This is a genomic window from Duganella vulcania, from assembly GCF_009857655.1.
GTDB classification, from domain to species: domain Bacteria; phylum Pseudomonadota; class Gammaproteobacteria; order Burkholderiales; family Burkholderiaceae_D; genus Rugamonas; species Rugamonas vulcania.
In genome coordinates this window covers 38,880-57,953 of the sequence record NZ_WWCX01000041.1, presented here as the reverse complement: position 1 = coordinate 57,953, position 19,074 = coordinate 38,880, and the positions used below count along the sequence as shown (strand labels likewise).

30 protein-coding genes are annotated in these 19,074 nt (G+C 59.1%); 21 read left to right on the top strand and 9 right to left on the bottom strand.

The features are described 5' to 3' along the window. From GTP90_RS20570 to GTP90_RS20530, 9 genes are all read right to left on the bottom strand, one after another. The coding region (locus tag GTP90_RS20570) for a DUF4158 domain-containing protein (RefSeq protein ID WP_161085285.1) at positions 1-2,151 on the bottom strand (2,151 nt) is incomplete at its 3' end. Between the two features lie 214 nt (positions 2,152-2,365). Further along, complete coding sequence (locus GTP90_RS20565; protein ID WP_161085284.1) at positions 2,366-2,758, bottom strand: hypothetical protein; 393 nt, start codon at positions 2,756-2,758, stop codon at positions 2,366-2,368. A 126-nt stretch (positions 2,759-2,884) separates the two neighbouring features. Continuing rightward, on the bottom strand, positions 2,885-3,757 hold the full coding sequence (locus GTP90_RS20560; protein ID WP_254451966.1) for a DUF4123 domain-containing protein: 873 nt from the start codon (positions 3,755-3,757) through the stop codon (positions 2,885-2,887). A 23-nt stretch (positions 3,758-3,780) separates the two neighbouring features. After that, positions 3,781-4,329 carry a hypothetical protein gene (locus tag GTP90_RS20555; protein WP_161085282.1) on the bottom strand — a complete coding sequence of 183 codons (549 nt, stop codon included), beginning with the start codon at positions 4,327-4,329 and terminating at the stop codon, positions 3,781-3,783. Positions 4,330-4,365: 36 nt separating this feature from the next. Further along, positions 4,366-6,471 (bottom strand): ComEC/Rec2 family competence protein, encoded by a 2,106-nt coding sequence (locus tag GTP90_RS20550; RefSeq protein WP_161085281.1) that lies wholly within the window; start codon positions 6,469-6,471, stop codon positions 4,366-4,368. Positions 6,472-6,510: 39 nt separating this feature from the next. Next, positions 6,511-7,581 carry a peptidoglycan-binding domain-containing protein gene (locus GTP90_RS20545; protein WP_161085280.1) on the bottom strand — a complete coding sequence of 357 codons (1,071 nt, stop codon included), beginning with the start codon at positions 7,579-7,581 and terminating at the stop codon, positions 6,511-6,513. A 34-nt stretch (positions 7,582-7,615) separates the two neighbouring features. Next, positions 7,616-8,056 carry a hypothetical protein gene (locus GTP90_RS20540; RefSeq protein ID WP_161085279.1) on the bottom strand — a complete coding sequence of 147 codons (441 nt, stop codon included), beginning with the start codon at positions 8,054-8,056 and terminating at the stop codon, positions 7,616-7,618. Positions 8,057-8,058: 2 nt separating this feature from the next. Beyond that, the gene (locus GTP90_RS20535; protein ID WP_161085278.1) at positions 8,059-9,141 is read right to left on the bottom strand and encodes a GNAT family N-acetyltransferase; all 1,083 of its coding nucleotides are present in this window, start codon (positions 9,139-9,141) and stop codon (positions 8,059-8,061) included. Positions 9,142-9,314: 173 nt separating this feature from the next. Next, positions 9,315-9,626: a hypothetical protein gene (locus tag GTP90_RS20530; RefSeq protein WP_161085277.1), complete on the bottom strand. Its 312-nt coding sequence runs from the start codon at positions 9,624-9,626 to the stop codon at positions 9,315-9,317. Between the two features lie 224 nt (positions 9,627-9,850). On the opposite strand from GTP90_RS20530, the gene GTP90_RS20525 reads away from it, so the two are divergent. The 21 genes from GTP90_RS20525 (at position 9,851) to GTP90_RS20430 (ending at position 19,051) form a co-directional block, all read left to right on the top strand. Further along, positions 9,851-10,066, top strand: a complete 216-nt coding sequence (locus tag GTP90_RS20525; protein WP_161085276.1) for a hypothetical protein — start codon at positions 9,851-9,853, stop codon at positions 10,064-10,066. Next, positions 10,063-10,356 (top strand): hypothetical protein, encoded by a 294-nt coding sequence (locus GTP90_RS20520; RefSeq protein ID WP_161085275.1) that lies wholly within the window; start codon positions 10,063-10,065, stop codon positions 10,354-10,356. Before GTP90_RS20525 ends, GTP90_RS20520 begins: the two co-directional genes overlap by 4 nt. Beyond that, positions 10,353-11,675 carry a protein rep gene (locus tag GTP90_RS20515; protein ID WP_161085274.1) on the top strand — a complete coding sequence of 441 codons (1,323 nt, stop codon included), beginning with the start codon at positions 10,353-10,355 and terminating at the stop codon, positions 11,673-11,675. The genes GTP90_RS20520 and GTP90_RS20515 overlap by 4 nt, the downstream gene beginning before the upstream one ends. Then, positions 11,659-11,802: a hypothetical protein gene (locus GTP90_RS20510; RefSeq protein ID WP_161085273.1), complete on the top strand. Its 144-nt coding sequence runs from the start codon at positions 11,659-11,661 to the stop codon at positions 11,800-11,802. Before GTP90_RS20515 ends, GTP90_RS20510 begins: the two co-directional genes overlap by 17 nt. A 6-nt stretch (positions 11,803-11,808) precedes the next feature. After that, the gene (locus GTP90_RS20505) at positions 11,809-12,012 is read left to right on the top strand and encodes a hypothetical protein (RefSeq protein WP_161085272.1); all 204 of its coding nucleotides are present in this window, start codon (positions 11,809-11,811) and stop codon (positions 12,010-12,012) included. Beyond that, the gene (locus GTP90_RS20500; RefSeq protein WP_161085271.1) at positions 12,012-12,245 is read left to right on the top strand and encodes a hypothetical protein; all 234 of its coding nucleotides are present in this window, start codon (positions 12,012-12,014) and stop codon (positions 12,243-12,245) included. Before GTP90_RS20505 ends, GTP90_RS20500 begins: the two co-directional genes overlap by 1 nt. Then, a complete protein-coding gene (locus GTP90_RS20495) occupies positions 12,223-12,495 on the top strand; it encodes a hypothetical protein (RefSeq protein ID WP_161085270.1) in 273 nt (90 codons plus the stop codon). Before GTP90_RS20500 ends, GTP90_RS20495 begins: the two co-directional genes overlap by 23 nt. 12 nt (positions 12,496-12,507) lie before the next feature. Next, entirely contained in the window at positions 12,508-13,011 is a 504-nt protein-coding gene (locus tag GTP90_RS20490; RefSeq protein WP_161085269.1) for a hypothetical protein, read from the top strand. Next, positions 13,008-13,637, top strand: coding sequence for an ATP-binding protein (locus GTP90_RS20485; protein ID WP_161085268.1), 630 nt, complete (start codon positions 13,008-13,010; stop codon positions 13,635-13,637). Before GTP90_RS20490 ends, GTP90_RS20485 begins: the two co-directional genes overlap by 4 nt. 307 nt (positions 13,638-13,944) lie before the next feature. Continuing rightward, positions 13,945-14,739, top strand: coding sequence for a major capsid protein P2 (locus GTP90_RS20480; protein WP_161085267.1), 795 nt, complete (start codon positions 13,945-13,947; stop codon positions 14,737-14,739). Between the two features lie 51 nt (positions 14,740-14,790). Further along, positions 14,791-15,174: a hypothetical protein gene (locus GTP90_RS20475; protein WP_161085266.1), complete on the top strand. Its 384-nt coding sequence runs from the start codon at positions 14,791-14,793 to the stop codon at positions 15,172-15,174. A 10-nt stretch (positions 15,175-15,184) separates the two neighbouring features. Next, entirely contained in the window at positions 15,185-15,628 is a 444-nt protein-coding gene (locus GTP90_RS20470) for a hypothetical protein (RefSeq protein ID WP_161085265.1), read from the top strand. A gap of 4 nt (positions 15,629-15,632) precedes the next feature. Further along, the gene (locus GTP90_RS20465; RefSeq protein ID WP_161085264.1) at positions 15,633-16,286 is read left to right on the top strand and encodes an ATP synthase subunit B family protein; all 654 of its coding nucleotides are present in this window, start codon (positions 15,633-15,635) and stop codon (positions 16,284-16,286) included. 9 nt (positions 16,287-16,295) lie between these two features. Continuing rightward, positions 16,296-17,102, top strand: coding sequence for a hypothetical protein (locus tag GTP90_RS20460; RefSeq protein WP_161085263.1), 807 nt, complete (start codon positions 16,296-16,298; stop codon positions 17,100-17,102). Further along, entirely contained in the window at positions 17,102-17,740 is a 639-nt protein-coding gene (locus GTP90_RS20455; RefSeq protein ID WP_254451964.1) for a glycoside hydrolase family 24 protein, read from the top strand. Before GTP90_RS20460 ends, GTP90_RS20455 begins: the two co-directional genes overlap by 1 nt. Further along, positions 17,737-17,985 carry a hypothetical protein gene (locus tag GTP90_RS20450; protein ID WP_161085262.1) on the top strand — a complete coding sequence of 83 codons (249 nt, stop codon included), beginning with the start codon at positions 17,737-17,739 and terminating at the stop codon, positions 17,983-17,985. The genes GTP90_RS20455 and GTP90_RS20450 overlap by 4 nt, the downstream gene beginning before the upstream one ends. Then, a complete protein-coding gene (locus tag GTP90_RS20445; RefSeq protein ID WP_161085261.1) occupies positions 17,975-18,265 on the top strand; it encodes a hypothetical protein in 291 nt (96 codons plus the stop codon). The genes GTP90_RS20450 and GTP90_RS20445 overlap by 11 nt, the downstream gene beginning before the upstream one ends. Beyond that, positions 18,262-18,567, top strand: coding sequence for a hypothetical protein (locus GTP90_RS20440; RefSeq protein ID WP_161085260.1), 306 nt, complete (start codon positions 18,262-18,264; stop codon positions 18,565-18,567). The genes GTP90_RS20445 and GTP90_RS20440 overlap by 4 nt, the downstream gene beginning before the upstream one ends. 1 nt (position 18,568) lies before the next feature. After that, entirely contained in the window at positions 18,569-18,736 is a 168-nt protein-coding gene (locus tag GTP90_RS36460; protein WP_175048166.1) for a hypothetical protein, read from the top strand. 16 nt (positions 18,737-18,752) lie between these two features. Further along, entirely contained in the window at positions 18,753-18,911 is a 159-nt protein-coding gene (locus tag GTP90_RS20435; protein ID WP_161085259.1) for a hypothetical protein, read from the top strand. After that, positions 18,908-19,051, top strand: coding sequence for a hypothetical protein (locus GTP90_RS20430; RefSeq protein ID WP_161085258.1), 144 nt, complete (start codon positions 18,908-18,910; stop codon positions 19,049-19,051). Before GTP90_RS20435 ends, GTP90_RS20430 begins: the two co-directional genes overlap by 4 nt. Positions 19,052-19,074 lie beyond the last annotated feature (23 nt).

The following is a 19,074-nucleotide window of genomic DNA, read 5'->3' as shown; positions in this document are numbered from 1 at the left end:
GCGTCCAAGGTGTCCAGTTTGGCCTGGAACAGGTGTCCAGTTTGGTCTGGAACGGGTGTCCAGTTTGCGCTGGAACGACTGTCCAGTTTGCGGCGGAACAGGTGTCCAGTTTGCGTGGAATACGCAAGTAGTCTCCAGACTCATCATGTCGCTTGACGCCAGATCACCCCGGCCCCAGTGTGCAGCGATAGGATGCCGATGCATAAATTGCAGTACGGCGTCCGATGCTTCTCTGAGTTTGCGCTCGTCAGCGACGCGCTTCATCATTTTGCGCACATCAGCCGAAGCCAATTCCGGGATCATCCGAGCGATGTCGGCGGCCGAAAGTGATGTGCCATGCGCCAGGACAGCTGCGTAGATAAGTAAAAGCTCGCTGCGCGAGCGGGGTTCGCGCCCAAGGAGCAGCCAGGAAAAGCGAACCTGACTGTCGATCTGCAGAATAATCTCCGGTAGTTGGCCAAGAGGTCTGGCGTCGAACAAGCCCCTGCGCAGCACGTCGAGATGCTTCTCTTCCTTAGTGGCGACAATAGGCGTTGTGTGCACACCGGCAGCATCAATACGTATATCGCCAAGTAAACAGGCCTTGCGCAATTGATCCAATCCAAGGTCGAGCTGCTCAATCTTCGGAGCAAGAAATTCCTTAGCGGTCATGGGGGTTCCCATCGCGCCACAGTAGATTTTGCGCTTCGCCTCCCATTCTTCTTTCGGTATAAGCAGCGTCGCTCGGCTACGGTGGGAGAAGCTGTGATTAACAAACACCGAGCCGTTACGCAAAGCCATTCGTAAGGCAAAGAGAATTGCCCACTCAAAGGCATAAAGGGCATTGACACGATCTTCACCGGCGATCAACTCACGCCAGGCCCGGCCAAGCTTGATGTCGACTGTTTCTGGCAATTCGTTTTTGCCGGGACTGCTGTAGATCTTTCTGAGTAGGTCGATACCATCGATCACCGGGTGTTGCGATTCCGACTCGAACGGCAATTGCACCAGCTTGGCCAGCATCGCACGCGCCTGTGCTCCTTTCGCCATCAATTGGAGCCGGATTAAGCTGCTGCGGCTTGGCGGCTTGCGTTCCCGAACATCCTTGACTAACTCCGTAATCTTCCCCATAGCATCCGAAGGTTGCAGCGATTTGTCTTCAACGCAAGCGGCGACCGCATCCACGAACTCATTTAAAAGCTTTCGGTCATCGGGTCTGCCCGCATCAACCTGACGAGCGGCGTCATTCCTTAGATCCTTGAGCCAGCGTCGAAACATCTCCAGTAGCTGGTCAGTGGTGGTACATAATGAATACCGCATGAAACATGCCGTCTCCAGCCGACGGCCGCGAGCCTTAATGCGCTTACTGATCGATGGCGGGCGATTCGCGCATCGCCGCGCATAGTAACGTACCAGCGCTTCGTTCAGGCGGTCGGGCCAAGGCCTCACAACCTTCAAGTCGGCGAGGCGATCGAGCTTCGCGAAGAGTTCTTTCATCTGTATCGTCGAATGGCGCAAGGGAACAGCCCACAGCCAGTGCTGTAGGCTAGCATGCTCATCGTCTGGCTTGGGCAATTCCTTCGCCCAATGATCGATTAGGTTGGGGCCCAGATCATCGATCAGAGTCGCCTCCAAGCCTTCCTCATGGCCGTTGACAGCCGAGACGATCAGGCGCTTCAGTTCACGGTCGTGGGGAATTAAGATCGCATGCTCGTAGAGCCACTTCTTCACCTGGACCAGCAAACTTGATGTGTCAGGCCGCCCGGTGAGGAACTCTTTGATCCAGCGCACGACATACCGACGCTGGTTTTCTCGCATTTCCTCAAAACCTAACGTTTGGTAGGCTAACTGTTGATGGTCAATTAGTGTTCGAGGACGTTCGTCGTACAGAGCGCGGAGGGTGGATATGTCTGGCGCATCCACGCCAAGATGTGTTCCGAGGTGGTTCCAAAGTTGCCTCGGAATTTGCTTGTAGGCGTCGAGAGCACGGCCCGACATACGCAGGAACCCAATATGCAGTGCCATCGCAAGCCGGTATAGACCCTGCCGGCGCCCATCGATGACCTGACGTTCTTTCTTCGAAAATGTAAAAAAAGTATTGAGTTCGAAATCATTGAGTTCTGGAGGGATAGATCTGATGCCGAGGTAGGGGGAGTGCCAGTGATCCATCATGCTCCTTGCTGAAAGAACAATCTTTGGCAATAATAACCGCGAAAATAGACAATCAGCAACTCATTGTTTTTAATAGATTTTTCCGGATCAGCTTCAAACGGCGCCCGTGGTTAAAGGATGTTGGTACCGTCGGTTACTGCACGAAAAGCAAACCTACCCCAAGGAGGGCACCCGGGATCGAGAGGCATCCTGGCGATCTGCGTGCCTTGCGCCTTCAGACCTCATAGTGGGTCTGAATTGGTTTCCGCATGAGTGCCCAGCCCGTATTGTTACAACCGAGTTCGAGAATATCAAAGCCTTTGAGCTCGCGACCAGTAGTGCCGACGTAATACTCTGTACCAAGCGTGGAAGAGGGTGCGGAAACCACCTGCATCACATTTCCGTATCGCGCGTATTCACCAGTGAACGTGGCATGGTGATGGCCGTGTAGCATGACCGTACTCTGAGTCTGCAGTATGGCGGGAAGAACATTACGCGCGTCCGCCATCGTCATTCCAGCCAACTGCAGAGAGTATCTGGCATATATCCGCAGTCGATAGGTGTTCGAACCACTAATAGGCTTCTGTCGCTTGAGTTTCTTCTCGGGTAAGCCAATCTTGTGGTGCATGACATGGAGAAGGTTCTCTCCGGTCAATCGCAAGTGAACATTAATTGCCTGGAAATTTTTCAGCTGTCTTTTGCCAATATTACCGAAAGAGTTATTGAATGCCAGCGAGGACGAGCGGACTGTATTTCAAACGATGAAAGTAAGCGCCTGATCTTCTGAGACTGTCACCACCAAAGGAAACAAATCGTTGGCAAACTGCAGTGCCTTCCTCAAGTTTGGCTTGCAATTCAAAACACGCTCCCATGCATCGGTGAGTGGAACGAGTTTGCCGTCTTGCCAGACCTGAGCGCGGTCTCCCATCATCACGATCGCCGTCTTCATAAATGCCTCCATCCGAGTCCAGCGTCCCTCCGCGCCTGACTTATCCCTGACGAGCAGAATGCTTAATGCCCCATAACCCACTATATTCAAATCGTGGTTGCCCGGTGCCATGACAATACGATCCTTATAGGCGCCGAAGCTCGATTCGAAGGTCTGCCATGCGCCGGGACGGCCGGTGTCAGTGATATCGCCGGAAAATACGATCGCGGCGAGTGGTTGTTCCTTATCTTTGGCAGCCAGTGTATTGCTGCACTTCTGCAGAATATCGTCCTCCCACGGCTCGTCTTCCGTCAGTCGCGTTCCACACGGAATATGCAAATCGGACAAATGCGCGACGTAGATGCGATTGCCAGCTTGCTGTGGCTTCAACGACGACAGAAGAAGGGTCGAGCGCTTTAAAGGGTTTTGCCGTAGGCGTGAAACGCGGGGATCGTAATAGCGGAACATCAGCGTCTGGCCCTGCTCGGTTTTGACGCGCAAGAATTTTTTCAGATGCAGACGTTGCTGCTCCAGGGTGATCCCGGCCGCTGTTATGGTCAAGATGCCCCAGGACTTCCCCCATCCACGACGTAGCAGTTCGAATGTCGCCGGGGATGCGGTGCGCAGGTGCACCAGGCGGGGTGCCGCTGCTTGCAGCCGTGGATGAAGCTGCCCGGAAAAGAGAGGGGATTGATCCAGGCTGCTGGCGGAGACCAGGCTGGCTATATCTGGGCGGCAGTGGTGGCCGCGAATTCGGGCGTCACGGACTCTGTGGCCGGTGCGGTCGCATCGGGTTCATCCGCCGCAGGGGGCGCTTCTGGCGCGGCCACCGGTGTGGCGATCTGCAACGAAGGGTCGGTCAATAACGGCAGGGCAGCGATGGCGGCAACCCCCGCGCCAGGCGACGATGTCGCCATCAGGCGTCCCGGACCACCGACGCGCCTGTTTTCGTCCACTACCAACACAGCACCAGCCACCACGCGTGAAGCCAATCCGCGCAACCATCCATCCGTGCCTGCGTGTGCGCCGACCAGTGACGCGCCGGAGCGCTGCAGGATCGATTTGAGTTCGGCGCGGGCATCCGGTTCGGCCGACCAGTATCGCAAGTAATTAAAGGCGTCGTCGATCGACGTAAAGCGACGCTGACTTTCCAGCGCGCGTGCTTGCCCCGCGCCATCCAGCAGCAGGGCGCTTTGACCGATCCAGCCACCGGAATCGTAGAACGATACGCGCTTCGGATGGCGCCAGAGACTGGCTAGTGGATGCAACATGGGGGAAGTTCCCATGCCGTGACGATACAAGGCGCACTATTCGTCATTGTCTGCGGGGGGAGCTGTGCTCGTCGTCGTGGCTTTCTTTTTCATCTGACTACGCGTCGATGGCTTTCGACTCGCAGCGATAGAACTTGCCCCCTTTTGTCGGCGGTTCGGACGATACTCGTCTACGTCATCGTCATCGTCATCGTCGCTTTCCTCTTTTTCGCCCCTACACACGCAAGGACGTTCTTTGCAGCCGTCTCTGAGCTCTTGCTGATGTTCGGCGCATCCGCGCTTATTGCACCCCTCACTCCCCCCGATGAGAGGGGAGCCAGGTTCTTCGCAACCGTCCACCCAACAAGGTTGCACGTTATCCGGTGCGGAGTACCCTGAAAATTCACTGAACGGCAACGTATAGCTTGGTGAGCCCGGCCTCGTCACAGACGGAACAGTTCGATTCCAGCCAGGAGGCTGATCGACAACCTCATTCGTGCCTATCTTGAAGTGGCACCATTTATTAGCGCCGTCTGTACCGATATGACCCACTGAGTAGTGAGTAGAATCCACAAAGATTTCTATGTTTCCCAAGTGAGTCGGGTTGCCCGCAACATGTGCTGAGAACTTTTGTAAAGAGCCGGTGCCGACAACAGCGCTTGAATTCGAGGATGAGCTGGCGGCGCTCGCCCCGTGGCTACTCGATGTTGCAGGCCGCTCGCTCTCTTTCTTTAGTATTTCCGCCGCAGCAATGGCGCCTTCCAAGAGCTTGGTTGCTTTGACATCTGCACCGCTCTTCCCGCTCCCCTCTGTGATGGATGCAAGCGAACGTGTCAGCAACTTTATGTACTTTCCATACTGTGCGGTGTCCAAATAGCGTTTGGCCTTTTTGCGGTTAACGTAAGCCGCCAGCTTGTCCAGATGCGTCTTAGCCAGCACAATCTCTGTTGCCAGGTAGGCCGTATTCACTTGCGGGCGGTTGTACGCGCAATTGGTGAGGAAGACGCGTTTCACATGGGGTGAATCCCGCAAATTTTCCAATACCTCATGGTGGGGATGGCGATACTTGTGCTTGGCCGCAGAAATGATGGCAACCGCTGGCCGCAGGCGCTTCAGCAAAGTGTTCTTGGTGCTGTGCTTGCTGCCATGATGGCCGCACTTGAATGCGGCACAATTTTCCGGTGCGTACGTGTGTTCATTGTCGGCGCCCTGGTCGCCTGCCGTGAAATAGCGAAAAGCTCCATAGGTGAGTGTCATCATGACGCCGGCATTATTCTCCGAATCGTCGGAATTGCCAATGGATCGGGCCTCCGATCGATAGAGGCACTCAAACTTGAAGGAGCCACGATTCTTGAACTCGCCAGCAGTGTACTTCTTTTTGCCGCTGGCCTTGGGAGCACCCGGCGCCGCCTCTTCCTTGTTGCCGGCAGCCGTTCTAAACTTGCTGAAGATCTGATCCTCCAGAAGATAGCGAGGTAGGCCTCGATAATAGATTTTTCCGTCGGGCTTGAGATACTTGTGGGATTTGAGATCATCATCGCCGGCTACTGAAAGAAGCGCCGTGAGACCCTCGATATGGTCGGCATCGAAATGTGTCGAGATGACGTGATCAAGCTCATTTACATGATAGGCAGCCAGTGTGTCCTTTATGCGCATAAGGTTATTCTGCCGCCCCCCATCGATCAGCGCGGAGTAGACGACAGTGTCGCTCTCGCGGTAAATAATCAGCGTGGATTCGCCTTGGCCTACGTCGATATGGACTATGGTCAGCGAACCGTTCGCATTCACGGCCGTGGTCGTCCCCAGGGTGGCCGCTGAGCTGGCGACGATGGGCGTCGGTGGGGACTTGTCGTCGTCCTCTTCGTCCTCTTCGTCCTCTTCGTCGTCCTCGTTGCCAATCGGCGTGGGAGGGGGCTCGTCATCGTCCTCTTCGTCGTCCCCGCCGCTCGTCTTCACGACTGGGCCCTTGGTGGACGACGATGTATCCTGCTTGCGTTTCTTTAGTTCAGGCTGGTCTTTCTGCGAAGTAGTTGTTGTGTCGGTATCGTCGCCTTCATCTACGGCGTTCTCGTCGTCCACATCGGAAGATGGCTTCGAGAGTTCGCGTTTTGTGCCTTTAGTCTTTTTCGCTTTGCCTGCTCCTCCTGACGATGATGAAGACACGGCCGGCTCCTTATGTGCTGGTTAAAATAGAGGGCAGGGTTACGAGCGATGCAAGTCCAGCAGCTTGTCCAGGCTGGCCGGGTCAAGTTTGCCTGTCGCTTCCAGATCCTGCGAAAGCTGAAATCGCGCAACAGCGCTTTCCAGTTGCGCGCTTGGCTGGCCGTCGACGGCCCCATCATAGAAGCCGAGATTGGCGAGCCGTTTCTGGATGCCGGCACAGTCTGTCGCAGGATCCATGGCGCCAATCTGGAAGGTGTGCTCCCTGGCCTCTTGGCCCGTACCCAGCGTGATCGTCAAAGTTTGTGCATTGGGCATTAGCGCCACCGTCACGTAACCGTCGGCATCGGTTTCACCGGAGCTGTCAGGCGAAAGCGTATCGTCACCATAGCTCACTTGGGCAAGATAAGGAACCTGTGACCGCGCACGCCCATCCAGCAGGAACTGTATGCGCATGCTATCGGGAACCCCTTTGCGCCTAAGCGTCAGGCGCTGCCCAGTCTGCGCGGAGACCAGCTTCGTCCGACGCCCCGGGATCGCCAGCCTATCCCCCGGGAGCAAAATGTTTTTGTCCCGGCGCTGCGCCTTCAATGCCGCGTTGTCCGGCCAATCCCAAACCGTGTCCGGGAAAAATCCATAACGGTCCGCCAATTTGGAGGTGCACTCGCCTTGCAGAACCATGTGCACCAGCGGGGGAGGTTCGGTCACAGAAACAGCCTGCCATACAATGTCGCCCTGACTGGAGGCTTGCGGAGCGGGCAGGGGAGCGCTGGCGAGCACCTCCCACACCTCCTTATCGAGTTCGTATAAGCCCACTTGCTGACTCCCTTCCGGTAGTCCGTCGAAGCGGACCGTCCCGTCGTCCGCCGTCTTGTCTCTGCACGCGCGGCCCGGAGCGGCGCGCAACTCCACCGCCACCGCCGTCAAGGGTTGGTCGTCGTCGCCCAGCACGCGGACTTCGATGGCAAACCTTGGTGAAGTGCAGGATTGAACCACGCTTGTGCCGCCGTCGTTGCTGCCCGGCTGTTGCGCCGCGTGGTCGGCCGCCCGCAGCCGGCTTGCTGACGGTCCAGACATTGCAGATCCTTGCGACGCGCCGTTTAGCGAACTCATATGCTGATCCTGTCGAAGTTTGTGTGCTGTGGCCTCATTCTTTGAGGAGCCGCAGTTCAGGGTAGGCGCTTGCGCCGCCCTCGGCATGCCGCGCACGCCCCAGGCGGAAATTGCGCTCGGCGATCTCAGCCCGCCGTATGCACCGGCTCACCAAATGATGCAGACGTGATTCCGGCGTGCCAGGCTGATCTGGCCCGAGAACATTGCGCATCCATGCCGTCTCCGCGCGTGCATGGAAGTCCCATCCGTACCAAACGGCGAGGTTCAGATAACGGCGGCAGTTGCGTTCGCCCACGATGCCAAAGTTGGCGGCGTGCCGCAGCGCGGTTTCCACATGGTGGCGCAGTTCTTCCTGGTTCAAGCTCCATAGTTCGGCGTGGAATTGTGCGCGAAGATAGGCCATCAAGGCGTCCATGTACGCATCGCGCCGCGCGGCCGCAAAGCACTGTAGTTGAGATTGGCGGATTACCAGCATGGTCAGGCGTCCCTTTTAACAGCCCGGCAGCCGTTAGCGGCCTTGAGCACTCGATTGAGCACGGCCAGCATGCCGTCCGGATCGGCGTTGCGTGCTGAAGGTATCGACAAATAATGGAACGGCAAAGCGTCCTCGCCGTCCTCGCTGACACCGGCCAACCGGCGGAAGCCGGCCGCATCCAGCGCCGCCAGCGAGTACACGTTGCCGGGGAACACAGCGCTGAACAGGTGCTGAATTCCACGCCTGATTGCAACGCGCTTAAGCAGCCGAAGGGCAAGCCTGCCATAGCCGCAGTTCCGGAATTCCTTGCCTATCCAGTAATGGAACAGTGCCGCCTTGCCCTTGATTTGCAAGACGACCACGCCGACCAGGCCATGATCCGCATGGATGAGGCCGAATGCGGTCTTGCCACGGTGGGCAGTATGCGCGTCTATCCAGCGGCGCGTGTCGTCCATGTCGTGTAGGGGCGCAAGGCGAACCATGGCCAGGATATCCGGCGCGTTTTGTTGTTGAAGCAAGGCGCCTGCGTGGTGTGATCCAAGCAGCGTCAGAAAGACGTTGCCTGGTTTGGCTTGAGCATGCAACTGATCGGTTCCGAGCCGCATACCGCAGAGCTTCCGCCATTGGGCCAAGGTAGCGAGCTGACGTTCGCCGTGCGGCGAATCCGGCGAAGCAGCCAGCGCTAGCCGAAGTTGCCAATCGGCTTCCGCGTGGCGGGCCAACCGCCAATAAACGACGGCCAAGTTGTGGTGGGTTGCCGGATGTGTACCGTGCCATTGCAGCGATATGTTCAGGTAGTCCAGGGCCGACTGGCAGCAACGGGTGCTGGCGGCCAGGGTGCCGAGTGAAAAAGCCAAATCCTCACCGCAAGTATCGCGCTGAGCTTCGATCTTCTGCCATGCGCCTTGAACGGCCGCGTTCCATTGCAACTGTTTGGCCAGCGGCGCGCCGGGCAAGTGGGATTGCAGTTGAGGCAGCAGCCGCGCCAAGACCACCGCGTTCCAGTCGCAATCGTCAAGCCGCACGAGGATTTCGTCAAAGCGGAGTTTGTCGTCTGGATTAGCGATGGCGGGCGGAGCTTTCAATGCTTGTGGCCAAGAAGATTCGGGAGACTCGTGCTTGGGGGCTGCGAGTGAACGACGATCTATTATATGCAACATTTACCAGATGAACTCTCTCAAATTCCCACGGCAGATATAGTTCGCATAATTTATAGAAAGCTGAATCGGCCTTTTACTGCCTATTGGCGCACGTAGAACTAGGCTACATGCGGGCCGTAGCCCAATAGGAGGTTACGAAAAGACACGGAAAATTTTTCCGAAATGTCGGTCCAAAACGCGGTTTGCGCCGAATTCTTCGCACGTTCAATCTGGCCGTCTGCATAGACCTTGTGGCCGTCCACACCCAGTATTTCCCCCACTCGCATCGACGTCTCAATCCCCATCGACGTACGTCCATTGCGGTAGTGCGTAACGGTCTGTTGCGAAACTTCCAATTCCTTTGCTAACGCATAGTCGGACGGCAAGCCGCGTTTTGCCTTGACGGCATCCAGATATTCAGTGGTTTTCATAGCTCTCCTCAGGGCTTTAGCGGTGCAGAACAGCACCAAGACCCAAGGGTACCCAAACACTGGCTGTTAATCAATGCACTCGCGTTGGTTGTGCATCAACCGATGTTTGTTGTATATTTCGGAATGTCGGACGGGCAACACAACGCTCTCCTCCAGCAAATACGGCTCCCGCCGACCCGTCCGACCTTCTTGCTGGGGCAGAAAACACAAGCCTGGAGGGGTGTATGTCAGATACAAATATTTACAATTCAACCACAGTCGGACCGAAGTTCCCGCCGTTGAAGACCAAGACCCTGACCCTCGACCCCTGCGAAATGGCCACAATGCTCCTGTCCCTGGAGCGCCTCGAACAGAACCTGATTCCCCTGGTAGGCAACGAATTCTTCCGCGAACGCCTGGCGGAAGTCCGCACCATCCGCGCCAAGGCCTTGGCGAAATGACGGCCCTCACACTCTCCCGCCTGGCCGCCGACCAGGCAGACCGCGAACTGGTCAAGCGCCCATCCGTCGCCATCGAAGGCGAAGCCTCCCCCGTCATCATCCAGGAACTGAAGTACGCCGCTCAGCTGCTGATGCGCGCCGACGCCGCCATAGCGAAAGAGTTCGCTGTGCTGCGCGCTGGTGGCGTGGACATCGCCTGGATCATCACCCAGGCCCTTAGCGCCCAGCTGGTGACCTACGCGGTCGACCTCCAGTTGCTGGCCGTCCAGTGCGAGGAACGGGCCGCATGAGTGTCGCGCTGCATGCCGTAGAAAACGGCTCTAACAACCTTGGTATTAGTGGTAAATCGATAAACCGCCAGCAGAATCAAGAGGTTACGGGCGTATTTGCACCGGGCGAAGCGAAATTCCGTAAGTACGCGCTGACCCGCCGCGCCGGTTCGATCCTCTACAACCCGGACCTGGCCGCGCACCAACAGCACCGCACATGCTGGTGTCATCGCGGCGTTGCCAACGCCGGGGACTCCGTAGCGGTGTACCGCAACGACGACGGCAGCAACGCCCGCATGCACGGCGTGACCACCTGCAAGAGCGTCTGGACCTGCCCGACGTGCAGCGCGAAGATTTGCGCCGTGCGCCAGGCCGAACTGGCCCAGGGCATGAAGGCGTGGGTAGAGCAGGGCGGCTATGTGTTCCTGATGACGCTGACCTTTCCGCATGAGAACGGTGAAGCGCTGGCCGAAATCCTCCCCGCGTTCACCAAGGCCAAGGCCCATTTCAAGAACAGCAAGACGTACAAGCGCATCCTGGCGAAGGGCATCCGCAAGGGCTCCGTGTCCTCCCTGGAAGTGACGCGGGGCGACCGCAACGGCTGGCACCCGCACCAGCATGACCTGGTGTTCTGCACCCCGGATGCCTTTGGCGATACCCGCGAGGGCGACGGTGGCCGCCTGGCGTCGCGCCTGATCGACGAGCTCAAGGAAGCCTGGTACATGGCGCTGCGCAAGTCCGGCCTGTGCGAACAGTCGGAAATGTCGGACGTCCTGGCACATGGCCTGGACGTGCGCGGCGGCCAGTTCGCCGCCGAGTACATAGCCAAGTTCGGCAAGGACCAGAAATGGGGCCTGTCCCGCGAGGTGACGATGCACGCGGCCAAGGTTGGCACCGACAACAAGGGCGCGCACCCGTTCCAGCTGCTGGCCTGGGCGGACGAGGGCGACACCGACGCCGTGGCGCAGTTCCGCGAGTACGCGGAAGCCTTCGAAGGCAAGCGCATGCTGTCCTGGTCCCGTGGGCTGAAGAAGGAATTGACCGGCGCGGACGAGACCACCGACGAACAGGCCGCCGACCAGGTGCTGCCGGAAGAAAGCGTAGCCGGTCGTATCGATTCCGAAGCGCTGGCCGTGCTCCAGTCGCGCCGGCTGCTGCCGAACTTCCTCGCGTATGTCGCGGCCTACTGCGGCAACCCGGAGACGGCCCAGGCGGACATTGACGCCTACCTGGAGTTTGCGCGTACCCGGCCCCGTGTGGCCGGTGGCCAGGTCAAGGTCAAGATGCACTACAAAGGTTTTATGCACGTCGACAGGGAGGTAAATGGAAGAAAAGATTAAGGCGGCGCTGGCCGGGGCATTCATGTTGCCCGTGTCGGTCAAGTCGTTGCTGTTGGAAGTGGGCGCAGAGCTTGACCAGCTGCGCGCCGATGTGAACCAGGTCAAAAACCAACCACCGAAGGAGTAAGAAAAGATGCAAGTGAATGACCAAGTGCAGTTGAAGAAGGTAGCCGAGGGCGACGAAGAAAGCCTGGGCCGCGCCGGGCTCGTCGTCAAGGTCGTAGGCCGCGACGACGACCCGGAACAGGTTTGCACGGTCGATCTGGACGAGACGCCAACTCACCATTCCGGCCAGGTCGAAGTGCTGACCACGGACCTGACCTTCCTGGGCCGCTGATGGACGCGGCCAAATGCAAGCCTGGTTTGGCCGTGATTGTTCGGGCCGCCGATGAGTTCTATGCATACATCGACGGCTGGAAAGCGACCCTGGCCGACCTGTCAAGCCAGGCGGGCGGCGTCTGGATCGCTTGCCCCTCACCCAGCACGCCAGCGCAACAGATCGGCCCCGAACTGCACTTCCTTGTACCCCCTGACCAACTGGAGCTAGATGAAAAAACCCCTGAAGATTAAGATCGGGCGCCTCATGTGCCTTACCCCTGGATGCAACACGAAAGTCCCGGTACGCCGTAACGAAGCGACCGGGGCTTTGTCGTTTCCGTGCATCGAATGCGGCAACCCGGCCTATGCCAAGAACGACGGCAGCGAACACTACGCCAACACCATGGCGCGGCTGATCCCATTGGAGACGTCCCAGGACGTGCCAAAAACGGACGTCCCGGCACCTGCCAAGACGTCGCCTAAGTCAATTTTCAATCTTTGATAGGACGTGCACATGGAAGACCTCGACAACCTGGCGGCACTGGCCGCCGACGCGGACGCCACCGCGCCACCGCCGCCTGGTGCTGTAGCCGTCCAGGACGTGCCAGCCCCGCCTGGCCCCGATGAGCAAGCCCTGGACATGGTGAACGGCTTCGCGGGCATGCTGGCTGGCTACGCGCCCGACGCCGCCGCCGTATGGACGCCTGAAGCGCGCCAGGCCAGCGCTCAGGCCATTGCCCCGCTGATGGTGAAGTACAACTTCTCCCTGATGGCTATCCCGCCCGAACTGACCGCCGCCATCGTTGTAGGCCCGCTGCTGTACCGATCGGCTACGATCGTACGCGACAAGCTGCAAGCCGACCGCGCCGCCAAGGCGCAACCAGGTGCGCAACCGGCACCGCCCGCCGCCGCGCAGCCGGTGGGCTTCCAGGGCGTCGCCGTGGAGATGAACCCGGCGCCAGAAAACGGCCTGCCACCCGGAACCGCCGTCCACCCACAGATGGCGCTGTACAAATGATCGGCAACAACCAGGTTGCCGAAATCCACGTCGTGCTGGGATCGAGCGGCGGTGGCAAGACCACCCAGGCGCGTGGAAAGATTATGAAGAAGCGCCGCCGCCGCACCATCGTCTGGTCCCCGAAGGAACCCATCGACAACTACGCCTCCTGGTGGCCGGGCTCCGTGGTCTGCACCACCACCGCCGAGGTACTGGCAATCGTCCAGGCGGCGGGCAAGCGCGGCGAGTTCCATATCGTTTTCCGGCCAAGCCTGAACCGTTCCCAAGACGAGGCCCAGTTCAATGTGGTTTGCCGTATCGCTCTGGCCGCGCACCAGCTGCTGTTCGTCGTCGACGAGCTCCACACCGTAACGAAGCCGTCCCACTCCGTCGACGGATGGGGCAAGCTGGTGATGATGGGGCGCGGCTACGGTATCGAGATTTGGGGCATGAGCCAGCGACCGGCCAGCATGGACAAGGACTTCATGGGCAATGCCTCGACCATCCACACGCGCCGCCTGTCGTACCCGGAGGACGCGAAAACGGTAGCGCGCAGCCTCGGCGTGAAGCCCGCCGAAGTGTCGGCCCTGAGCGGCTACATGTGGATCGAGCGCAACAACCAGACGGGGGAAATCAGCCGCGGCTAAAAATATTTTTCGAAAGTGCCGAAATTTGAATACGTCCTTATGGCTACAGGCCATTGGCACGTGAGGCGACAAAGCGAACCAGAAAATTTAAGGTGTGTTCTCCAGCAGCGAGAACACACCTTTTAACTTTTTTGGAGTCGCAAAACATGAATCAATACGTCAAGAATTACGCCATCTACCTGGCGTTCGCCGTCATCACCGCCGCTGTCGTGGTGCCGCTGGCTAAACAGGTAGGCGTGCCGTTCGTGAAAGACCTGTAAGCCAAAGCGCTAACAGACCATCCCCATAAACGAACAAGAAAGCACACATGCTCCTGATCAAAAACCTCCCGTTCAACAACGTCGCCGCCACTGGCCTGGCAACTGTCTCCCTGCCTATCGGCATGAGCTACAACAAGATCATCCTGGCGCTGGGCGGCACGTCCTTCACCAAGTCGATGATCACCAATATCAAGGTCAAGCTGAACGGCAAGACCGTATGGGAAAACATCGGCTCCCGCCTGGACCTCCAGAACACCTACCGTGGCATGTCGTCCTCGGCTGGCTTCCTGGTGCTGGACTTCACCGAGCCGCGCGCCAAGATCATGGCCGAGCAGTACCTGGGCAACTACAACACCGCACAGGGCGTCTCGTCGCTGTCCGTTGAAGTGACCATTGCCGGTGCGACCGCGCCGACCCTGGACAGCTACGCCGAGCTCGGCCCGCCTGCGCCCCTGGGCATCATCGCCAAGCAGATCCTGTTCACCGGCTCGAACAACGGCGCGGGCAAGTTCCCGATCAAGTTGATCGACCTGGCGAACCGTGGCGCTGTCATCAAGCGCGCCCACTTCGCGCACACCGGCAACCTGACCCAGCTGGAAGTGAAGAAGAACGGCATCGTCATCCACGACAACATCCCGACCGTGGTGAACACGTTCTGGCAGGCCGACTACCAGAAGATCGCTCAGGCGAACATCTACACCTTCGACCCCTGCGCGGACAACAACTACGCCAACGCCATCAAGACCGCTGACATGGTGTCCCTGGAGTTCAATCCGACCTTCAGCGCCAGTGACACCGTCACTGTGGTCCTGGAGACCCTGGACACCCTGGGCAACATGTAATCGGCTGGGGCTGCCTGACCAAGCGGCCCCAACCTCAGTGAAAGGCAAAAGATGGATGAGGATATCAACCTGGAAGACAGCTGGAGCTACGACGGCGGCGGCTTATCCAGTGTCGGCCCCAACAACAACGGCACCTACAACGTGCCGTCCAGCGCGCAGACCTACAACACGCCCTGGGACGCTGCAGGTGGTGGCCTGGGCCAATACGGCAACGACGTATTCCAGGTGCTGCAACAGGGCATTGGCGTCTACTCGCAGTACAAAAAAAATCAGCAGTTCCTGGACTACCAGCGCTACGAAGCGACCCAGGGCGGCGTCTATCAGCAGGGCCGACCGAACCCGACGACGGGCGCGGTGGTGCAAGCCAGGGCGACCGGCAACCCGCTGATGCTGATCCTGTTGGTTGGCGGCGCGATCCTGCTGCTGCGCAAGTAAGGGAGGGCCAATGGACCCATCCACCCTTGCGATGCTCCAGGCGGGCAGTAGCCTGCTGAAGGGCCTGAACTCCGGTCCCGTGTCCGCGCCGCCGCCGCCCCAGCGCGCCGACGGCTACGCCATCGGCGGCCAGCTGGACGCGGCCAGCCAAAACTGGATGAGCAGCGGCGCGACCGGCGGGGCAACCGGTGGCGCGTACGGCGGCGCTTTCAGCCAGGCGAACGTTGACGGCAGCAACTGGACCGTCAGCACCGGCAAGAGCACCGCCGTCGGCGGCGGCACCAGCGGCGGCAACGGCGGCTTATCGCCAGTGCAGACCAGTAGCCAGGCTGGCGTTAATCCTGGCTCGCCGTTCTCCTTCTCGCCGCCGCTGGCGTCGAACCAAGGCGGCGGCAACAACCTGATGTTGGTGGGCTTTGCCGTGCTGGCCTACCTCGTCGTAAAGAAAGGCTAACAGCATGGGACTTTTCAGCCTCTTCGGCAGTGGTGACAGCAGCAGTAGCAGCAACGCCACCACGTCGAACAGCACCAGCAATACATCGTCGTCGGTTGACAGCCACAACACGGCTATCAACACCACGACCAACAGCAGCAGCAATTCGACCGTCAACGATACCAACACGTTGACGCAGGATCGCCGCCTGGTGGTGGACAACGGTGGTTATGGCGTGTCGGCGGATAACTCCACGATCACGACCAGCAACAGTAACAACAGCTCCAGCTTCAGCATGGACACCGGCCACAACACCACGATCACCAACACTGATTACGGTTCCGTGGCTGCCGCGATTGCGTCCAACACGTCGCTGGCCAGCCAGAGCATCGACGTGAGCAAGTACCTGACGGATGCCGGCGCACAGATGCTGAAGGCAAATATCAGCTTCGGCCAGCACGTCACCGACGGCGGCCTAAAGCTGGCAACCAAGTTGACGGAGGACGCAAACGCCGAGGCGCGCAACGCCATCCGGGAAGTGACCGCCGCCAGCAACAACGCACTGAACCAGGTGGTTGCCATTGCATCGAAGCCGCTGAACGCGCAGGACCCGCAACACGTCCTGGTGATTGTCGGCCTTGTGGTGGTGGGCGCTGTTTTGTTTTCGAAAATGAAGTAAAGGACCAGCATGAGCTTGCAGTACTACGACATCAATATCGGCCTGACCGGCACGCAGAAGATCGCGGCGCAGGGCCGTTACATCTACTACTACACCGGCACCACGCCGCTGATTGCTGGCGGCGCTACGCCAGCGGCGGCAGGCAACCAGGCGATCAAGGTGCAGGCAGGGCAGAGCGGTAACACCATCCTGTTGATGCCTGGCCAGTCCTATCGTCTCGACGAAAGCGACAAAGCACCGACCGAATGGATTCTGTCGAATTTCAAGGCCTCCGAGGTGATCACCGGCCAGGTGATGGTGGGCGAAGGCGACTTCCGCGATTCGAACACCAGCAACACCAGCTACGTGAAGCTGGACGCCACTTTTGCAAACAACGTCCAGGTGACGAACACGCCCGCAAGCCGCGTGCCTGTTACCGCCGACCTTTCCCAAACCATTCCGGTCTCCATCGCGGGAACCGTCAACGTATCGGGCAATACCATGAACTATCAATCATCCTGGACAAATAACGTCGGCTTGACGGCAAACGTTCCGGTCCAGATCGTAGCGCCAGTGACGAACGTCAACGGAATTATGGTCAATCGAACCGTGCTGTTCCAGGAAACGGGAACGCCGGTAGTAATCCTGGCGAAAGCATCGGCTCCAACGTCCTGGACGGATGGCGACGTGATCGCGGCTGCGACAAGTGCCGGAACAGGCGTGCCGGTGGCTATCGTGGAAGATTCCCAGATCAAGGTTCCAGCGGGCCGGGGCCTGTGGGTAGTTGCGCCTAGTGCTGCAAATCAGCTCAGGTCCATGCTGTACACCGTCCTGTAATGAGCCGCGTCCTCATCATCGGCGCTGGCCTGATAGGGCTGGGAGGCGTGCTGTACTGGCGCTACCTGGTTGACCAGGCCGGAACCGCCGACGAGCAACCGGCCGATATCGCCGACCAACCTGAACCTTCTTTTTTGGATGACACCTTGAGTCAAATTTCTAACCTCACCACCAGCGTCTCGGACGCCGTCGGTGATCCGCAAGTGCAAGCCTTCCTTACCCTGATCCGAACCGGGGAGGGGACCACCGGCCCGAACGGCTACCGCACGATGTTCGGCGGCGGCCTGTTCACCGGCTACGCCGACCACCCGCGCCGTGCGGTCACTCGCGGCAGCTTGACCAGCACGGCGGCAGGCGCATATCAGTTCCTGTCCAAGACGTGGGACGAGATGGCCGCTAAATACGCGCTCAGCGACTTTTCGCCGTCGTCCCAGGACATCGCAGCGGTCGGCCTCATCAAACGCCGTGGCGCGCTTTCTGACGTGCTGGCGGGCCGTTTCCGCGCCGCCATCGATAAATGCAACCTGGAATGGGCGTCGCTGCCTGGTTCGCCGTACGGCCAGCCGACCTTGACCTATGACCGCGCACAAGCCGTCCTGGTGGCCGCTGGCGCATCGATCCTTGGGAGCGTGGCATGAAGAAAGAAGACCTGATCCTGCTGGGCATGCTGGCCGCTGGCGCGGTGCTGCTGCTGCCGATGTTCGCGAAGAAGGCGAATGCTGCAACCAGTTCGCCGTCGACGGGCAACACCTACGGCGCCAGCGAGATCATGCGCGCCGACGGCTGGACCTATTACACCGACGGCACAAGCATTGATCCGAATGGCCGCTACTACAGCGGCACCAACCTGGTGTATGACCCGAAAGGAATGTATGCAAACTAGCGAAATGGTGATCGGCGGCATTGTCCTGCTGCTGATGCTGAAGAACCGCAACCAGCGCACGCAAGCCCTACAGGCTGCAGCCCGCAGTGAGTACGACTACTTGCACGACCCGACCACCTGGGGCGCGGACCAGTGGGCGCGGCTGTATGCAGACGACCTGCTGCCGACTGACGCCCAATCGAGCTTCACGATCTACGCGGCCACCGGCCAGGCGAACGTGGGGCAAGCGACCGGCTTCAATGGCGTGATCGGCTACAAGGAACACGGGGGTGTGCTGTGACGCTGTCGCCTTCGTTCCCGATCAAGCTGGCCCTGGTGGGCGCGGTGCTGGCCGGTGCTGCTTTTTTTTTGTTCAAGAAAAGCGGCGGCGGCAACCTTGCGCAGACGGTGGCGCAAAACGTGGGGGCTGTGGTTGTGGATGTAGCTGACGGAGTTACGTCCGGCGTGGTCTACGGCGTCGGCGACAAGCTGGGCGTGCCGCGCACCGACCAGACCGAATGCGAGAAGGCGCTGGCCGAGGGCCGCACCTGGGACGCCAGCTTTGCATGCCCGGCTGGCACGTTCATCAAATCATTTTTCTGACATGAAGATTATTCCGAAAGTGCCTGAGTTGGCGCATTCAGCCCTGGTGACGCTGGGCGGTGTGCTGATCGCGGCTTACATCCTGTCGCGCTTTCCCGCTGTGCGGGACTTCGTGGCGGGGCAATCCATCCGTGTAGCGGATAGCAGCAACAAAACCCTGTATTTTTAACCCTGAAAGGAAGTACATGCATCGACTGAAAGAACCATCCACCTGGGCCGGCTTCGGCATCGTGTTCCAGGCCTTGAAAGCCATGAAGCCCGAATACGCCCCCGTGTTTGACGGCCTGTCGTTCTTGGCTGGCACCGTGGCCGCCGCCGTGACCGAGCGCAAGAGCGCGGAATGACCTGGGAAGCGCTGGCGCAGCTTGCCAACGTGCTGGTGCTGCCAGCGTTTGGCTACATCGTGCTGCTGGAGCGTCGCATCACCAGGATGCAGACGCAAATCGAGCAGCTTTTAGAGACCATCAAGAAAGGATCGAAATGAAGAAGAAACACAAGCCAGCGAAG

Coding starts and splice junctions, on each gene's coding strand:
- GTP90_RS20565 (WP_161085284.1), bottom strand. CDS start 2,758: ATGCACCACAAGATTGGCTTACCCGAGAAGAAACTCAAGCGACAGAAG.
- GTP90_RS20510 (WP_161085273.1), top strand. CDS start 11,659: ATGGAAGAAAAGATTAAGGCGGCGCTGGCCGGGGCATTCATGTTGCCC.
- GTP90_RS20465 (WP_161085264.1), top strand. CDS start 15,633: ATGGGACTTTTCAGCCTCTTCGGCAGTGGTGACAGCAGCAGTAGCAGC.
- GTP90_RS20480 (WP_161085267.1), top strand. CDS start 13,945: ATGCTCCTGATCAAAAACCTCCCGTTCAACAACGTCGCCGCCACTGGC.
- GTP90_RS20470 (WP_161085265.1), top strand. CDS start 15,185: ATGGACCCATCCACCCTTGCGATGCTCCAGGCGGGCAGTAGCCTGCTG.
- GTP90_RS36460 (WP_175048166.1), top strand. CDS start 18,569: ATGAAGATTATTCCGAAAGTGCCTGAGTTGGCGCATTCAGCCCTGGTG.
- GTP90_RS20505 (WP_161085272.1), top strand. CDS start 11,809: ATGCAAGTGAATGACCAAGTGCAGTTGAAGAAGGTAGCCGAGGGCGAC.
- GTP90_RS20495 (WP_161085270.1), top strand. CDS start 12,223: ATGAAAAAACCCCTGAAGATTAAGATCGGGCGCCTCATGTGCCTTACC.
- GTP90_RS20555 (WP_161085282.1), bottom strand. CDS start 4,329: ATGTTGCATCCACTAGCCAGTCTCTGGCGCCATCCGAAGCGCGTATCG.
- GTP90_RS20500 (WP_161085271.1), top strand. CDS start 12,012: ATGGACGCGGCCAAATGCAAGCCTGGTTTGGCCGTGATTGTTCGGGCC.
- GTP90_RS20445 (WP_161085261.1), top strand. CDS start 17,975: ATGCAAACTAGCGAAATGGTGATCGGCGGCATTGTCCTGCTGCTGATG.
- GTP90_RS20435 (WP_161085259.1), top strand. CDS start 18,753: ATGCATCGACTGAAAGAACCATCCACCTGGGCCGGCTTCGGCATCGTG.
- GTP90_RS20430 (WP_161085258.1), top strand. CDS start 18,908: ATGACCTGGGAAGCGCTGGCGCAGCTTGCCAACGTGCTGGTGCTGCCA.
- GTP90_RS20540 (WP_161085279.1), bottom strand. CDS start 8,056: ATGCTGGTAATCCGCCAATCTCAACTACAGTGCTTTGCGGCCGCGCGG.
- GTP90_RS20515 (WP_161085274.1), top strand. CDS start 10,353: ATGAGTGTCGCGCTGCATGCCGTAGAAAACGGCTCTAACAACCTTGGT.
- GTP90_RS20485 (WP_161085268.1), top strand. CDS start 13,008: ATGATCGGCAACAACCAGGTTGCCGAAATCCACGTCGTGCTGGGATCG.
- GTP90_RS20545 (WP_161085280.1), bottom strand. CDS start 7,581: ATGAGTTCGCTAAACGGCGCGTCGCAAGGATCTGCAATGTCTGGACCG.
- GTP90_RS20520 (WP_161085275.1), top strand. CDS start 10,063: ATGACGGCCCTCACACTCTCCCGCCTGGCCGCCGACCAGGCAGACCGC.
- GTP90_RS20460 (WP_161085263.1), top strand. CDS start 16,296: ATGAGCTTGCAGTACTACGACATCAATATCGGCCTGACCGGCACGCAG.
- GTP90_RS20450 (WP_161085262.1), top strand. CDS start 17,737: ATGAAGAAAGAAGACCTGATCCTGCTGGGCATGCTGGCCGCTGGCGCG.
- GTP90_RS20455 (WP_254451964.1), top strand. CDS start 17,102: ATGAGCCGCGTCCTCATCATCGGCGCTGGCCTGATAGGGCTGGGAGGC.
- GTP90_RS20530 (WP_161085277.1), bottom strand. CDS start 9,626: ATGAAAACCACTGAATATCTGGATGCCGTCAAGGCAAAACGCGGCTTG.
- GTP90_RS20490 (WP_161085269.1), top strand. CDS start 12,508: ATGGAAGACCTCGACAACCTGGCGGCACTGGCCGCCGACGCGGACGCC.
- GTP90_RS20525 (WP_161085276.1), top strand. CDS start 9,851: ATGTCAGATACAAATATTTACAATTCAACCACAGTCGGACCGAAGTTC.
- GTP90_RS20475 (WP_161085266.1), top strand. CDS start 14,791: ATGGATGAGGATATCAACCTGGAAGACAGCTGGAGCTACGACGGCGGC.